The sequence below is a fragment of the Streptomyces sp. NPDC002817 genome (assembly GCF_053592055.1).
Genome location: NZ_JBSFUY010000006.1, coordinates 84,661 through 100,018, shown reverse-complemented (window position 1 = coordinate 100,018; position 15,358 = coordinate 84,661). Strand labels below are relative to the sequence as shown.

The 15,358-nt window shown below is 72.7% G+C and carries 14 protein-coding genes; 5 read left to right on the top strand and 9 right to left on the bottom strand.

Annotated elements, in window-relative coordinates:
* The first annotated feature begins 220 nt into the window (after nucleotides 1–220).
* A complete protein-coding gene (locus ACWD3I_RS13935) occupies nucleotides 221–3,343 on the top strand; it encodes a hypothetical protein (protein ID WP_365407307.1) in 3,123 nt (1,040 codons plus the stop codon).
* Nucleotide 3,344: 1 nt separating this feature from the next.
* On the opposite strand, the gene ACWD3I_RS13930 is transcribed toward ACWD3I_RS13935, so the two are convergent.
* Entirely contained in the window at nucleotides 3,345–3,557 is a 213-nt protein-coding gene (locus tag ACWD3I_RS13930) for a radical SAM-modified peptide, FtsH ternary system-associated (protein WP_327715723.1), read from the bottom strand.
* Entirely contained in the window at nucleotides 3,554–4,597 is a 1,044-nt protein-coding gene (gene amrS, locus ACWD3I_RS13925) for an AmmeMemoRadiSam system radical SAM enzyme (RefSeq protein WP_365407304.1), read from the bottom strand. Before amrS ends, ACWD3I_RS13930 begins: the two co-directional genes overlap by 4 nt.
* A 100-nt stretch (nucleotides 4,598–4,697) precedes the next feature.
* Here amrS and ACWD3I_RS13920 point away from each other — a divergent pair, with 100 nt between their 5' ends.
* The gene (locus ACWD3I_RS13920; RefSeq protein ID WP_365407301.1) at nucleotides 4,698–5,921 is read left to right on the top strand and encodes a 4-hydroxybenzoate 3-monooxygenase; all 1,224 of its coding nucleotides are present in this window, start codon (nucleotides 4,698–4,700) and stop codon (nucleotides 5,919–5,921) included.
* A gap of 7 nt (nucleotides 5,922–5,928) precedes the next feature.
* Here the strand turns inward: ACWD3I_RS13920 and ACWD3I_RS13915 are convergent, their stop codons facing one another.
* On the bottom strand, nucleotides 5,929–6,288 hold the full coding sequence (locus tag ACWD3I_RS13915) for an ArsR/SmtB family transcription factor (RefSeq protein WP_365407298.1): 360 nt from the start codon (nucleotides 6,286–6,288) through the stop codon (nucleotides 5,929–5,931).
* A gap of 60 nt (nucleotides 6,289–6,348) precedes the next feature.
* Here ACWD3I_RS13915 and ACWD3I_RS13910 point away from each other — a divergent pair, with 60 nt between their 5' ends.
* A complete protein-coding gene (locus ACWD3I_RS13910) occupies nucleotides 6,349–7,383 on the top strand; it encodes a cation diffusion facilitator family transporter (RefSeq protein ID WP_365407295.1) in 1,035 nt (344 codons plus the stop codon).
* Between the two features lie 10 nt (nucleotides 7,384–7,393).
* On the opposite strand, the gene ACWD3I_RS13905 is transcribed toward ACWD3I_RS13910, so the two are convergent.
* Together ACWD3I_RS13905 and ACWD3I_RS13900 are read right to left on the bottom strand one after the other, a co-directional pair.
* Complete coding sequence (locus tag ACWD3I_RS13905; RefSeq protein ID WP_365407292.1) at nucleotides 7,394–7,951, bottom strand: YbaK/EbsC family protein; 558 nt, start codon at nucleotides 7,949–7,951, stop codon at nucleotides 7,394–7,396.
* A 20-nt stretch (nucleotides 7,952–7,971) separates the two neighbouring features.
* Nucleotides 7,972–8,544, bottom strand: coding sequence for a helix-turn-helix domain-containing protein (locus ACWD3I_RS13900; protein ID WP_365407289.1), 573 nt, complete (start codon nucleotides 8,542–8,544; stop codon nucleotides 7,972–7,974).
* Between the two features lie 93 nt (nucleotides 8,545–8,637).
* Between ACWD3I_RS13900 and ACWD3I_RS13895 the strand changes: the two genes are divergently transcribed.
* Nucleotides 8,638–9,495: a DMT family transporter gene (locus ACWD3I_RS13895; protein ID WP_365407286.1), complete on the top strand. Its 858-nt coding sequence runs from the start codon at nucleotides 8,638–8,640 to the stop codon at nucleotides 9,493–9,495.
* Nucleotides 9,496–9,506: 11 nt separating this feature from the next.
* Here the strand turns inward: ACWD3I_RS13895 and ACWD3I_RS13890 are convergent, their stop codons facing one another.
* Entirely contained in the window at nucleotides 9,507–10,259 is a 753-nt protein-coding gene (locus ACWD3I_RS13890) for an acyltransferase (protein WP_365407284.1), read from the bottom strand.
* Between the two features lie 109 nt (nucleotides 10,260–10,368).
* On the opposite strand from ACWD3I_RS13890, the gene ACWD3I_RS13885 reads away from it, so the two are divergent.
* The gene (locus ACWD3I_RS13885) at nucleotides 10,369–10,896 is read left to right on the top strand and encodes a gamma carbonic anhydrase family protein (RefSeq protein WP_266899753.1); all 528 of its coding nucleotides are present in this window, start codon (nucleotides 10,369–10,371) and stop codon (nucleotides 10,894–10,896) included.
* 86 nt (nucleotides 10,897–10,982) lie between these two features.
* On the opposite strand, the gene ACWD3I_RS13880 is transcribed toward ACWD3I_RS13885, so the two are convergent.
* From ACWD3I_RS13880 to ACWD3I_RS13870, 3 genes are all read right to left on the bottom strand, one after another.
* Nucleotides 10,983–11,627 (bottom strand): DedA family protein, encoded by a 645-nt coding sequence (locus tag ACWD3I_RS13880; protein WP_365407281.1) that lies wholly within the window; start codon nucleotides 11,625–11,627, stop codon nucleotides 10,983–10,985.
* 65 nt (nucleotides 11,628–11,692) lie between these two features.
* On the bottom strand, nucleotides 11,693–13,294 hold the full coding sequence (locus tag ACWD3I_RS13875; protein WP_365407278.1) for a carboxylesterase/lipase family protein: 1,602 nt from the start codon (nucleotides 13,292–13,294) through the stop codon (nucleotides 11,693–11,695).
* Between the two features lie 177 nt (nucleotides 13,295–13,471).
* On the bottom strand, nucleotides 13,472–15,193 hold the full coding sequence (locus ACWD3I_RS13870; protein ID WP_451084090.1) for an RICIN domain-containing protein: 1,722 nt from the start codon (nucleotides 15,191–15,193) through the stop codon (nucleotides 13,472–13,474).
* Nucleotides 15,194–15,358 lie beyond the last annotated feature (165 nt).

The following is a 15,358-nucleotide window of genomic DNA, read 5'->3' as shown; positions in this document are numbered from 1 at the left end:
TCGCCGGGAGGGGCGGATTCGCCCACCGTGACGCGGCACGACCCGTGAGCGCGGCCGCGTCGGCACACCCCAGCCGGAGGTCCCGGATCAGCGCCACGCCGGGCGCCCTCACCGTCGTACCGCAAGTGCTCGATCCGGCGGGGACGACCGCACCGCACGCGCCGATCCGCGCCGGGTCCGTACGACGTCAGCCGCCCCCTCCCCGCCTCCCGGGACGGCCATGACCGCCACCCCCGACGCCCCCGCGCCGCCCGCCCCCCGCCGGCTCCTCGCCCTCACCGGCGACGGGCCCTGTGCCGGGCTCTCCCGTGACGGCACCGCGTTCCTCCAGCTCATGGATCGTGCGCTGACCTGCCGTGACGACACCGGGCGGGTGCTGTGGTCGGCGCCCGGCGAGGGGGTGCCGGAGGCGGTGGCGTGGGGCCCTGACGGTGGTGAGGTGTTCGTGCTGCGGGGCGGACGGGTGGAGGTGTACGACGGGGACAGCGGGGCCCTCGCCGACGACGGGTTCGCGGTGCCGGCGGGCGCGCACACGCTCGCGGTGTCGCCCGACGGGCTGTGGGTGGCCTGCGCCGGCAGCGGTGTGCTGCTCCATCACCGGGGCACCCTCGCCTCGTCCGCGCTGCCGACCGTGGACCCCGTGGTCGCGCTCGCCTGGGATCCCCAGGGCCGTCAGCTGTGTCTGGCCACCGCCACCGCGCTGCAGTTGTGGAGCGTCTCCCCGGTTCGGATGGACTTCGCGCCCTGTACCGGCCGTACGGCCGTCACCGCCCTCGCCTGGTCCCCCGACCGGGACGCGCTGGCCTTCGCGGACGCGGCCGGCGTCCATCTGGTCGACCGCGCCACGGGCCGTGCGCTCGCGGACGCCGCGGTGTCCGGTGCCGTGCTCGGGCTGGGCTTCAGCCGTACCGGACGGTTCCTGGTGACCGCCACGGACCAGGGAGCGCTGCTCGTCCTGGACCGTGCGCTGGAGCCCGTCGCCCTCCTCCCCGCGCGGGCGGGCTCGGCCCGCGACCTGAGTGTGTCGCCCACCGGCCGGGTGCTGGCGGGACGGGAGTTGTGGGAGCTGCCGGACGCGGCCCCGTACCCCTCGGAGCGCCGGGTCGGGGTACTGCTGCGCAGCTGGGCCGCTGCGATGTGCCGGTCCGTCGGCCGCGCGCTGCCGTCGTTGCGCGACCGCGCGCCCCGGATCTCCGGGCCGACGCCGCTGTACGACGGCGGGGAGCGGCTGTGGGCCCCCGCCGTCGCCTGGTCGGCGCGCGACGGCCGCTGCGTGCTGGAGACGGAACCGGGCACCCTCGCCGCCCGGACCCCCGGTCGGCCGGGCACGGAGTGGACGGCCACGGCGGCCACCGGACCGGGGGGCGCCCACGACCTCGAACTCTCCACCGGGTCACCCGAGTTGCTCGCCTGCTCCTCCCGTGACGGGCAGACGGGGCTGACGGTCCTCGACCTGGACAGCGGTGAGACACGTGCCGTACTCCAGGGCGGCCAGGCGCCCGCGTGGTGTCCGGCGTCCCACGACGGTACGGCGACGCTCGCGGTGCCCGAGCCCGGGCCGGCGCCGACCCATCTGTACGTGCACACCCTCGACGCCCGGGGCACCCCCGCGCGGCAGCCCAGGAGTCTGCATCTGCCCCAGGGCACGGGCCGCCCCGCCTGGTCCCCCGACGGGACGCTGCTCGCCGCCGGTACCGCGGGCGCGGTGGTGCTGTGGCACATGCCGCGGCTGGAGCGCGCCCGGCGGCTGGCCCTGCCCTCCGGCGCGTTCGCCACCCGGGTCGCCTGGTCCCCGGACGGCAGCCGACTGGCGGCGACGCCGCCCGCGGGGCAGGGGCCGTCGGTGGTGTGGTCGACGCTCACCTGGCGGGTGCAGCGGGAGTTCGGTACCCCCGGCGGACGCGGCTGGGCGCCGGCCCTGGCCTGGTCGCCGGACGGGTCGCTGCTGGCCGCGCCGGGACCTGGCGAGGCGACCTCGGTGGTCGAGGTGTGGGACGTGGCCCGGGGCGCGGTGGCGATGGCCCTGGAGCCCGACGGCCCCTCGCCGGGACCCGTGTGGTCCGTGCGCTGGTCCCCCGACGGACGGCGGCTGGCGACGACGTACAGCGGCGGCCGTACGGTCCTGTGGGACGTGCTGACCTCCGAGGAGACCACGGAACCCGGCCCGCCGCTGCCCGAATCACCCGAGTATCTCTCCGAGTTGGGCACCATGGCCGCCGCGGTCGACGCCGCCGTACCGCTGGACGCGCTCGTCGACATCTCGGCACTGCTGCGACCGGCAGCGCCCGCGGGGCGGCGGCTCCTGCACCAAGGTCGGGCGGCCCGCGCCCTGCGGGACCTCGACTGGCCGCGGGGCGCGCATCCGGCGCTGAGCGCGGTGGTGGCGTCCCGGCTGCCGCCGGACCCGCGCTACGTCCCGCCCCCGGGCATCCCGTTGCAGGAGTTGCGGACGACGCTGGAGTGGGGGCTGCGCGGCAGCGGCGAGCAGCCGGAGCGGTCCTCGGTCACGGCGGACGGGCTGGCCACCGCACTCGACCGGGTGCACCGCGAACTCCTTCCGCTGCTGGCCCTGTTGGGCCCGGACGCGGTGTGCCAGGACCCGGCGCTGCCGCTACGGCTCGCGGACGGACCGTGGGCCTCGGCCGCGGAGGCCGCCGCCCGGCTCCCCGGTCTGCCGTCGCGGCTGCCCGTGCCGCTGGGTGACGACGTGCCCGGTCCGACCACCGCCGGGGCCCCGGCCCAGTGGGCCCGGCACGGCCCGCCGGACCGTCTGGTGCCGGGTCAGATGGCGCTCCCGGCACCCCTGGTGAACGCCCTGTGGGCCCAGGACGCCCTGCTGTACCGGACGCGGCGCGGCCGGCTGCCGTGGACCGAGCGGGACGCCGTGCTCGTGCTCGACACGGGGGCAGCGGCGCAGGGGCAGGTCGGCAGCTGTCTGCGGCTGTGCGCGCACCTGTTGGCGGCGGCGCTGCTGGAGGCCGAGCGGGCGGTGGCGCTGGTACGTCTCGACGGACTCGGCACAGCCGACCGGCTGACGTCGGCGGCGGACCTGCGCCGGCTGTGGACGCCGGTCATGCCCGAACCCGCGGCCCCGTTACGTGCGGCGGCGCTGGCCCGCGAAGCGGCACGCGACCTGGCCGCGGTGGACTCGGGCGAGCCCCGCACCCTGCTGCTGACCCACGCCCACGAGCCCCCGCTCCCCGTGCCCGGCGCGCTGACCCTGCGGGTCCACTATCCGCACCACCCGGTGCCGCCCGAGGGTCCGGACGCATGGGTGCTGGCACCGGAACCGGGCGGGGAGGAGCTGCGGCGGGTGCTCACGCGGATCCTGGGCCGGCTCTAGGTCACCCGCAGAGCATCTGCTCCACCGCGTCCGGCCCCATCTTCTCCAGCAGGGCCTCCAGCAGGTCCGGCCGGAAGGCGTCGCCCAGCACCTGAACACCCTGCTCGTCCCAGGTGATCCGCAGCCGTACGAGCCGTCCGTCGGGATGCTCGTCGTACTCGGACGCGTCGATCAGGTCCGGCAGGTCCTCCACGAAGCGGTACTCGGTGCTCATCCTCGGCTCCCCTCGTTCACGTCGACGTCGCTCCACACACCCGCGATCGGCTCCCCGCACCCGGGACACCGCCCGTCCCGCAAGCGGCTCCCGGCCTGCTCCCACACCCCGCGCGACACCACCTCGGCATCGCACCCCGGGCAGCGAGTGGCCCGTCCCTCGGCGCCCAACGCCCGCTCGACGTACACATACCGCAGTCCCACAGCCTGTCCGATCCGCACGGCACGCCCCAACCGCTCGGGCGTGGTGGGCCGTTGGCGGTTCATCCGATAGGTCGGGGTGAAGCGCAGCAGATGCCAGGGCGTGTCGGGGCCGAGTCCGGCGACGAACTCGGCGATCCTGGCGAGCTGTTCGTCCTCGGCGCTGGTCCCGGGGATCAGCGGTGTGCTCACCTCCACCCACACCCCCGCGGCCTTCAGCAGCCGCAGTGTCTCCAGGACCGGGGCGAGCGGCGCACCCGTGAGCCGGCGGTGCTCCTCCTCACCGGCCGCCTTGAGGTCGATGTTGACGGCGGCGAGGACCGGCGCGACGCGCTCCACGGCTTCGGGGGTGAGGAAGCCGTTGCTCTTCCAGACCACCGGGACGCCCGACGTCCGCGCGTGCGCGCCGAGTTCGAGGGTCAGCTCGGCCGCGAGGGAGGGCTCGGAGTACGACAGGGCGATGCCGCCGCCCCGCTCCGCCGCGGCCCGCACCAGTGCCTCGGGGTCGGTGTCGCGCGGGGCGACGCGGCTGTCGGGGTCCCTGCCGTACTGGGAGACACGGTGGTTGACGCAGTAGTCGCAGCGGAACGAGCAGCCCGGCGGGGCCAGCGTCAGCAGCGGCAGGCCGGGCCGGAAGTGGTAGAAGGGCTTGCGCTCGACCGACGACCAGTGCTCGACGGTGGTTCCCCGGGTGGCGGTCAGGACCCGGTCGCCCTCCCGCCGGCGCACCTTGCAGGCGCCGGTGTCACCGTCGCGCAGCCGGCAGCGGAAGGGGCAGAGGGTGCACTGAAGGCCACCGGCGACGGGACGGTAGAAGTCGGCCGGTACCCAAGCGACCACCCCGTCCAACCCATCACCCCGCTCACGAGCACCGCACGGTCACCCGGATTTCCACGGTACTCGGTTCCCGGCTGCGACAGGGCGCGGACATAATGCTCGGATGACTTCCCCCACCCCCCACTCCGACTCCGGTGCCGCGCGGCGCAGTCCGGTCGTCGTCATCGGCGCCGGGCCCGCGGGGCTCACCATCGGAAACATTCTGCGGGCCGCCTCCGTCGACTGCGTGGTCCTGGAGATCGAGACCCGTGAGTTCATCGAACAGCGGCCCCGGGCCGGGGTTCTGGAGGAGTGGGCGGTACGCGGTCTCGAGCAGCGGGGCCTCGCGGTGAACCTGCTGGAGCGGGCGCAGCGGCACGCTGAGTGCGAGTTCCGGTTCGGCGGGGAGCGGTACCGGTTCGAGTACGCCGGGCTGACGGGCCATCACCACTGGATCTATCCACAGCAGTTGCTGGTGACCGACCTGGTGCGCGAGTACGCCGACGTGCGCGGCGGCGACATACGGTTCGGTGTGCGGGACGTGGAGCTGCACGACCTGGACACGGACCGCCCGTCGGTGTCGTACACGGACCCGGAGTCGGGCGAACGCGTGCTGATCCACTGCGACTTCGTCGCGGGCTGCGACGGCGCTCGCGGCGCGACCCGCGCGGTACTGACGCCGGACCGCGCGCACATCTCCCGCTACGACTACGGCATCGGCTGGCTGGCGCTGCTCGCCGAGGCGCCGCCGTCCAACGACTGCGTGGTGTTCGGCATGCACCCGAACGGCTTCGCCGGCCACATGGCCCGCAGCCCGGAGGTGACCCGCTACTACCTGGAGTGCCCGCCGGGCGACGACCCGGAGAACTGGTCGCACGACCGCGTCTGGTCGGAGCTGCGGGAGCGCCTGGGGGCGGCGGGCGCACCGCCCCTCACAGAGGGCCGGCTGATCGAGAAGCGCGTCCTCGACATGCACAGCCATGTCGTCGAGCCGATGGTCTTCGGCCGCCTCTTCCTCGCCGGGGACGCCGCCCATCTCACGGCACCCATCGCGGCGAAGGGCATGAACCTCGCCCTGCACGACGCGTTCCTGCTCGGCGACGCGCTCATCGCACAGCTCGGCAAGGGTGACGGCACGGGTCTGTCCGGCTACTCGGCGGCGTGTCTGGGCCGGGTCTGGGACTACCAGGAGTTCTCCCAGTGGCTCTCCGACATCTACCACGGCACCTCCTCCGGCGACCCCTACCGCGCGGGCACCACCCTGGCCCGCCTGCGTCGGCTCTTCGGCTCGCCGTCCGCGGCGTCGGCCTTCGCGGAGCAGTACCTGGGCAAGGGGTCCGGGTACTGAGCCCCTCTCAGTCGTGAACCGGCCGGTCGTCGAGCCGGTGGTCCGCCACGCTCAGCGCCTCGTCCACCAGCCGCCGCAGATGCCCGTCCCGCAGTGAGTAGATCACCCGTCGTCCTTCCTTCCGTGTGTTCACCAGCCCGGCCAGCCGCAGCCGGGCCAGGTGCTGGCTGACCGCGGGACGCGCCGCTCCGCAGGCCTCCGTGAGGGTCGTGACGTCGGCCTCTCCGGCCGTCAGGGCGTGCAGCAGCGTGAGGCGGGTGCGGTCGCCGAGGAGGGCGAGGAGCTCGGCGGCGAGGGCGAACTGTTCGTCGCCGGGGGTACGCGGGTGCGCATGATGCGCAGGTGATAGGTGCATGCGTGCGCTCATACGCACATAATGGCGCCGTGGGCGGGGAACGTCCACTACACGCGCCGGAAGGGGAAACACGTGAGCGACCGCCATCACCACGAACACGGACACCACCATCACACCCCTTCCGGCCTCCGCCACCGCCTCACCCATCTCTTCACCCCCCACTCCCACGAGACCGCCGACAAGCTGGACTCCGCCCTGGAGTCCTCCGCGCGCGGCATGCGCGCCCTGTGGGTCTCGCTCGCGGTGCTCGGTGTGACGGCGCTGGCGCAGGCGGTCGTGGTGGTGATGTCCGGGTCGGTCGCGCTGCTCGGGGACACCGTGCACAACACCGCGGACGCGCTGACCGCCGTTCCGCTGGGGATCGCGTTCGTGCTCGGCCGCCGTGCGGCGACACGGCGTTTCACCTACGGGTACGGGCGGGCCGAGGATCTCGCGGGCATCGCGATCGTGCTGACGATCGCCGCGTCGGCGGCCTTCGCCGGGTGGACGGCCATCGAGCGGCTCCTCGACCCGCGTCCGGTCCAGCACGTCGGGGCGGTCGCCGTCGCCGCGCTGGTCGGTTTCGCGGGCAACGAGTGGGTGGCGCGGTACCGGACCCGGGTCGGCCGGGACATCGGTTCGGCCGCGCTGGTCGCGGACGGGCTGCACGCCCGTACGGACGGATTCACGTCACTGGCCGTGCTGCTCGGGGCCGGTGGTTCGGCCCTGGGGTGGCAACTCGCCGACCCCGTCGTGGGGTTGGCGATCACCGCCGCCATCGCTCTCGTGCTGCGGGACGCGGCGCGCGAGGTGTTCCGGCGAGTGATGGACGCCGTCGACCCGGCGCTCGTCGACCGGGCCGAGCATGCTCTGCGGGAGGTCGAAGGCGTGCGCGAGGTCGGTGAGTTGCGGCTGCGCTGGATCGGGCACCGGCTGCGCGCCGAGGTCGCGGTGGTCGTCGACGGCGACATGACGGTACGTCAGTCCCATGCGGTAGCCGTCGAGGCCGAGCACGCCCTGCTGCACGCGGTCCCCCGGCTCACCGCGGCCCTGGTGCACGCCGACCCCGCACCACTGCCGGGCGAGGACGACCCGCATCTCACCCTCGCCCACCACACGCCGGCCTGAACCCAGGGGCTCAGACCACGCCCAGCCCCTCCAGCACCACCGCACCCGGCAGCTGCGCGAACGCCTTCCCCGGCACCAGCAGCTTGCCGCGCCGACGTCCGCTGCCCACCAGTACGTAGGGCAGGTCGACGACGGCCGAGTCCACCAGCACGGGCCAGTCGGCGGGGAGTCCCACCGGGGTGATGCCGCCGTACTCCATGCCACTCTCCCCCGTCGCCGTGTCCATCGAGGCGAACGAGGCCTTGCGGGCACCGAGTTGGCGGCGCACCACGCCGTTGACATCGACGCGGGTGGTGGACAGGACGACACAGGCGGCCAGTTGGGACTCTCCGCCGCGCTTGCCCGCGACGACGACGCAGTTCGCGGACTGTTCGAGCAGCTCCTGCCCGTAGTGCTGCACGAAGACGGCCGTGTCGGCCCACTCCGGGTCGGTCTCGACGTAGATGATCTCGCCGGCGGGGACACTGCCGCTCCAGCGGCGTACGGCGTCCGCGACGGGGGCGGTCAGTTCGTCGAGGCAGTCGGGGGCGGGCCGGGCGTTGTCGAAGTGTCCGATGGGTGCGTCCATGGCCGCACGCTAACAGCCGCTCAGGGCGCGGCCGGCACCGAGATGGCCAGCAGCAGTTCCATCGGGACGTCACCCTGATTGCCATAGGTGTGCGAGGCGTTGGCCTCGAAGGTGACGCTGGAACCGGCCGGGGCGCGGTACTCGACGCCGTCGACGGTGAGGGTCAGTTCGCCGACCGTGACGTGCACGATCTCGACCGTGCCGACCGGGTGCGGGTCGGAGGAGCTGCTCTCACCCGGCATCAGCTTCCACCCCCACATCTCCAGTGGGCCGGGGGCCTCCGTGCCCGCGAGGAGCTTGCTGTAGCTGCCCGCGTCCGTGTGCCACAGACGGACGACCTGCTCGGGCGGGACGATACGCACCTTCGGACCCTGCTCGTAGTCGAGCAGGGTGGTGACGCTGACACCGAGGGCGTCGCCGATCTTCACGACCGTGCCGATGCTCGGATTGGTCCGGGCCTGTTCGATCTGGATGAGCATGCCGCGGCTGACTCCGGCGCGTGCGGCGAGCGCATCCAGGGTGAAGCCGCGTTCGGCCCGCCAGCGCTTGACGTTGCGCGCCAGGGACTGGGTCAGCAGATCGAGGTCCGACACATCACGTCCAATATTCTGTATGACACAGTGCACTCGGTTGAACTACGGTGAGATGCACCCGATTGTTCACCGAACTGTACTGCGAGGCACCCCGTGACAGCATTCTTCGCCCTGGCCACCAGTCTCCTGTGGGGGCTGGCCGACTTCGGCGGCGGACTGCTGACCCGGCGCACCCCGGCGCTCACGGTGGTGGTCGTCTCGCAGGCGATCGCGACGGTCGTGCTCGGTGCGATCGTGGTCGCCACCGGCGGCTGGAGCGAGACCGGACCGCGGCTGTGGTTCGCGGTCGCCGCCGGACTCGTCGGCCCCGTCGCCCTGATCTGCTTCTACAAGGCGCTCGCCCTGGGCCCGATGGGCGTGGTCTCCCCGCTCGGCACCCTCGGCGTGGCCGTCCCGGTCGGCGTGGGTCTCTACCTCGGCGAGCGCCCTGGTCCGGTGCAGTTCGCGGGGATCGGGGTCGCCGTCCTCGGTGTCGTCCTCGCGGGCGGCCCGCAGCTGAGGGGCGCCCCCGTGCAGCGGCAGACCATCCTGCTCACCCTGGTCGCGGCGTTCGGCTTCGGCACGGTGTTCGCGCTGATCGCGGAGGCGTCCACCACGGTCACCGGGCTGTTCCTCGCACTCTTCGTGCAGCGCGTGGTGAACGTCGCCGTGGGCGGCGGCGCCCTGTACGTCTCGGTCCGCAAGGGCGTCCCCGCGCTCCCGCCGGGCGGATTCCCCTGGGCCTCGCTCCCGACGCTGGCCTTCGTCGGCCTCGCGGACGTCGCGGCGAACGGCACCTACGCGATCGCCGCCCGACTGGGCCCGGTCACCGTGGCGGCGGTGCTCGCCTCGCTCTACCCCGTGGTGACCGCCCTCGCCGCACGCGGCTTCCTCAGCGAACGGCTGCGGGCGGTCCAGGCCGCCGGCGCCGGCCTGGCCCTGGTGGGCACACTGCTGCTGGCGACCGGCTGAGCCGTCCCGGATCAGTCCAGCTCGGCGAGTTTCGCCGCGGTCTCCTCGTCCAGCCCGGCCAGCGCGTTGAGCTGCTCCGGCGTGACCCCCTCGGGTATCGGCCTGGGCGCCGGGGTCCGCAGCGGCGGCTGCCAGCCGGCCTCGGGAGTCCATCGCCGTACGACCCTGGCGGGCGCCCCCGCCACCACGGCGTGGTCGGGCACCACACCGCGCACCACCGCCCCGGCCGCCACGACCACGTTCCGCCCGATCCGCGCCCCCGGCAGGATCACGGCACCGGTGCCGATCCAGCAGCCGGGGCCGATCTCCACCGGCTCCATCCGGGGCCACTGCTTGCCGATGGGCTCGTGCGGATCGTCGTAGGAATGGTTCGTGGACGTGACGTACACATAGGGCCCGAAGTAGCAGTCGCTGCCGATGGTGACCGTCGTGTCGGCGATGACATGGCTGCCACGGCCGAGGACGACACCGTCCCCGATCCGCAGGATCGGCTCCGGACCGAGGTCCAGGTCGGGCATCAGACCGGCGGTCAGGGTGACCTGCTCACCGACGATGCAGTGCGAGCCCAGCTGGATCCACGGCTCCCCGAAGACCGTGCCGAGCGGAAACGCGAGCCGCGAGTGCTCGCCCAGCGCGCCGAAGCGGAACCGTCCCGGGTGTTCGGCGGTCACGGAACCCGTGCGCTGCACCCAGGCCCAGCCCGCGTGGACGGCACGCTGCGTGAGGCCGCGACACCAGGATGAGAACGTGTTCTTCTTCGGCACGAGGTCACCGTACTCAGGGTGAGGTGGGGCGATGAGCGACCGGGCCTGTGATCTTCGCCCCACGCGCGTGGCGTACGGTGCCGGTGTCAGCGACGACGAGGAGAAGGCGATGACGCACAAGGCGTTGATCACGGGCATCGGCGGCCGGGAACCGAAGATCGACGGCGAGGCCTTCGTGGCCCCCACCGCCTCGGTGATCGGCGACGTGACGCTGGAGGCGGGGGCGAGCCTCTGGTACGGGGCCGTGGTCCGCGGCGACGTCGAGCGGATCTCCGTCGGCGCGCAGAGCAACATCCAGGACAACTGCACCCTGCACGCCGACCCGGGATTCCCCGTGACGATCGGCGAGCGGGTGTCGGTGGGGCACAACGCGGTGGTGCACGGGGCGACGGTCGAGGACGACTGTCTGATCGGCATGGGCGCGACCGTGTTGAACGGCGCGGTGATCGGCGCGGGATCGCTGGTGGCGGCACAGGCGCTGGTCCCGCAGGGCATGCAGGTGCCGCCGGGTTCACTGGTGGCGGGGGTACCGGCGAAGGTGAGGCGTGAGCTGACGGAGGAGGAGCGTCAGGGCGTAACACTGAACGGCACGCTGTACGCGGATCTGGCGAAGGCGCACAACGAAATCCACGGTTAGAGCAGCGGACCTGGGGGCGCGGGGCTGTATCGATCTGCGGCTCCGCCGCGTGGGCGCGACCAGCCACGGCCGACCCGCGCCCGAAACTACTCGGCAGCCCCTACGGTCTCAGCCTCACGCACCGCGCCCTGCGCCTTCGCGGCCTTGCGCTTGAGCACCAGCATCGACGTGAGCCCGATCAGCACGGCGAGCACCAGCCCCAGCCACGAGAACCGCTTCAGCCACGACTCCGCGACGATCCCCACGTAGTAGATGACGGCCGTCGTACCGCCCGCCCAGAGGATCCCACCGAAAACGTTGGCGATCAGGAACTTCCAGTACGGCATCCGCAGCACACCCGCCAGCGGCCCCGCGAAGATCCGCAGCAGGGCGACGAACCGGCCGAAGAAGACGGCCCACATGCCCCACTTCTCGAAGGACCGCTCCGCCGTGGCGATGTGCCCCTCGCTGAAGTGCCTGGGGAATTTCCTGCCCAGCCAGGCCAGCAGTGGACGACCACCCTTGCGGCCGATCGCGTAGCCGATGGAGTCACCGATGATCGCTCCCGCGCTGGCGCAGGCACCGAGGACGAACGGGTCGATCTCACCGTGCTGGGAGGCGAGCAGCGCGGACGAGACGAGGATGATCTCGCCCGGCAGCGGAATGCCCAGGCTCTCCAGGCCGATGACCAGGCCCACCAGCAGATAGATGCTGACCGCGGGTACGGTCTCGAGCCACTCCTGGACGTGCACCGCCGGTTCCTCCCGTTGTCCTGTGTTCCCGGCGCACGCTCCACACGAGCGTGCGCCGGGGCAGCCTACCCGTTGAGTGAGACGGTGGCGGCGTCCCACAGGTTGCACCGGTGCTCACGGTGCACGGTCGCACTCACGGCGTTACCCCCGGCGGACGCCGTCCGCAGCGAGAGCACCGTCCCCGTACCGCCGGGCATCGAGGGCTGTCCGTCGGCCCGCGGCACTCCTCCGCGGACGAAGGATCCCCAGTACTGGACCATCTGCCGCGCCAGTACCTTCTGCTCGCTGTTCAGCGGGGACCGGAGGCCGAAGTGCTTGAAGAGGTACTGCAACTCGTTGACATGGGTGGCCCCGAAGTCGAAGTCGGTCCCCAGATTGCGCAGTGAGGCGAACGCCGGGGAGGTGCGGTCGGCGAACTCGTACCCGTAGACCGGTCCGCGGCCGGCGAGCACGCCGTCGAGCCTTAGCGCGCTGCACGCGAAGAGCTGGTCGCCGAGGGCCGTGGCATAGCCGATCGTGGGCGTCGGGTACGCCGAGACCGGGTAGCGCCGCAGCGCCTGCTCGCCGAATTCCTCCCGCATGACCGTCGGATATTGCTCGGCCGTGAGGGGAGCCCCGCCGAGGTCGAAGCGGGCGAAGGCGAAGAGCCGGCCCTCGTCCTGGTTCGCCCCGTTCATCACCGGCACCCCGGTGGCGGCACCCTGGGCGAAGGCGTCCGAGGGCTGCGTGGGCAGGAAGCGTCCACCGGCCACCGGACCCCAGTCGAACTCCCCTTGTGCGGCAAGGACTTCGGCGGCCGACTTGCCGCGCAGACAGGCCACCGTCTCGCACCCGAGCTGCCGCACGAACGCGGCTCCCTGGCTCACGGCCGTCTCCCGTGTCCGGGCGGCGCAGTCGTCGTACGCCCCGCTCTCGACGACGCCCGCCCGGAACAGTCCCTTCGCCGTGGGTGAGGCGAGCTGGGTGCAGACCGAGCGGCCGCCCGCGGACTCACCGGCGATGGTGACACGGCCCGCATCGCCGCCGAAGCGTCCGATGTTGGCGCGCACCCAGCGCAGCGCCGTCTGCTGGTCGAGCATGCCGAAGTTGCCGGAGACCCCGTCGCGGGCCTCGTCGTCGAGCCCCGCGGTGGCGAGGAAACCCATCGCACCCAGGCGGTAGTTGACGGTGACCACGACCGTGCCGGTCTGCCGGGCGAAGGTGTCGGGGACGATGTCCTGTCCGGCCCCGGCGGTGAGCCCGCCGCCGTGGAACCAGACCATGACCGCGCGGTGCCCGTTGCCTTCGGGGACGTACACATTGAGGTCGAGGCAGTCCTCGGTGTGCGAGGGCCGCTCGTACCCGGGGTCCCAACTCGACGCCTGCACGCACTTGTTGCCGAAGTCCTGTGCTGTACGCACCCCGTGCCACGGCCGGACCGCTCTCGGTTCCTTCCAGCGGAGCGCGCCGACGGGCGGCTCGGCGTACGGGATGCCGAGGAACTGCCGTCCCTCGGCGGTGACTTCGCCTCGTACCAGACCGGCTTCCGTACGGACCACGGGATCGGACGAGCCGGCTGCCCGAGCGGGTGCGGGCGCCACGAGCGCGGCCGCCAGTGCCGTCAGGGCGACGGCGATCGCCCCGCCCAGCCGACGCGGGGCCGGTCGCCGGGAGACGGTGTCGGTCATGAGCCGTCACTCCTTCGGTGTGCGGGCACGACTTGGTGAACACATCCGGTGAGAAACGCCATGGGCGCGGCGGGAAAACTATGACCGTTGGTGACTCGTGTCAATGCGGTGAAAAAGAAGCGGCCGGATGCCGACAAGAACCGAAGGAGGGGCCGCCTCGACGAGGCGGCCCCTGGGTCAGTGAAGGAGGGATCCGACCGCGGTGACGACGGTTCCCGCCACCGGCACGTCCTGGAGAACGCCCGGGTCCTCGGGTTCGTCCCGGTGGTCGACCTGGGCCGCGCGCGGCTCGTACTCCTCCACCTCGCCCGGAGCGTGGCCGTCGGAGTCATCGGGGCGCACCGGCGCGGCGGTGGGTGACTTCGAGGCGGTGTCCGGGAGTTGGCGATCCCCGTCCTCCTCTTTCTCCCCCTTCTCCTTCGGTTCGCCCTTCTCCGTCTTCTCCGTCCTGTCTTCCTTCTCTTCCGTCTCGCCCTTCTTCCGCGTCTCCGCGGTGGGCGTGTCCGCCGTCTCGAAGAGCCACCCCTGGTCCGCGGAGCCGTCGCGCTCGACCACTACGACGTCGAGGTCCTTGTCGGGTGCGACGACCAGCCCCTTGCCCCAGCGCAGCAGAAGTTCACCGCGGACGGTGAGGTCGTACTGGACCTCACCGGTGTGCACCAGGCATCCGGCGAGGACGACCGAACCGTCGTCGGTGTCGGCGCCGAGGCAGAGCGTGGGATCGGCGAGGCTGCGCAGCAGGCCGTCGTCCTGGTACGACCACTGCTGGGACAGCGCCGAGGAGCAGGCCCCGAGCACCGTCGTGGAGCCGGCCTGGACCTTGTTCCCACGGATGTCGAGGCAGAGGTCGGCGGCGCGGCTGCGGAGTCGGCCCTGGCCGATCTCCACGGGCTCGCTCGCGGAGGCGGCCGACGGGGAACCGTCGGACGAGGGCACCGAGTCGGGGCTGGGCACGGTGTCGTTGCCGCTGGGCGCGCCCCAGGTGACACCGGGGTCGGGGACACCGTTGTCATCGGACCAGCCCTTGGCGACGAGGACGGTCGCGAGCAGAGCGAAGGAGGTCAGACCCACGACCATCGCCGCCTTGGTGTGCCGTCTCGGTGCGGCGACACGCGTGGGCCGGTGCCGGCCGCCGCGCGGACGGGCGGCCGGCGACTGGTTCGAACCGCCGCGGCCGGGCCGGGAGTCGAGATAGCGCCGGGCTCCCCAGCCGAGCACGGTCTCGGCGAGCAGCGCCTCGAGGCCGCCCTCGAAATGGCTGAGCTGTTCGGCAGCGTGCCGGCAGTGGCGGCACTCCATCAGATGCTGCTGCACATCGGGGAGCAGGGCGCCGCCACGGCGAATCGGGACGTCGAGGAGGCGGTTGTAGAAGCGGCAGTCCTTGGAGGGCGCGAGTTCCCGGTGGGCTCGTACACAGCCCTCCCGGAATTGGTCGCGCGCCCGTTCCAACCCGTCCGCCGCCTGGGGGATGTCGACCCCCAGCAGACCGGCCGGTACGGATATGTGCTCGGCCTCGACCTCGACATGCCACAACAGGCATTGCGAGGCACCCGGAAGGGCCCGGAATGCACGCTCGGCGAGCTGCCGCCTTTCAGGGGTGGCGCCCCGCGCGGCACGCAGTCCACGGCCGCCGGTCGTTTTGCCCAGCTCCGGCAGCGCCGCGGAAATGCGGTCCTGTGCGGCCCACTCCTTCACCGTGTCCCGTACGGCGGCCAGGAGCTGGGGCCGCACCGCACCCCCGCCCGCCCGCCCGAGCACCCGGTGGAACGCAGCGGCGGCCACGAGCTCCGCCGAACCGGACGAGGAGGCCAGACAGATGACGGCGTAGTCATGCGCGGCCCGCCAGTGCCGGGCCATCAGCAGCGCGACAGCACGGTCACCGCCCTCGGCACCGCCCAATTGGGCGACGAGATTTCGGTCGGTCTCCCCCGGAGTCGCTCCGGGGCGCGGCGGATAGGGGGGCCTTGGGGGGTAAGGGGATTGCACTGAACCATTTCCTTCCAAGCCGCAGGACGGCATGGCTATTGCGCGTCCGCCGGAAAGCAGGTGCGTGATTGGTGCATA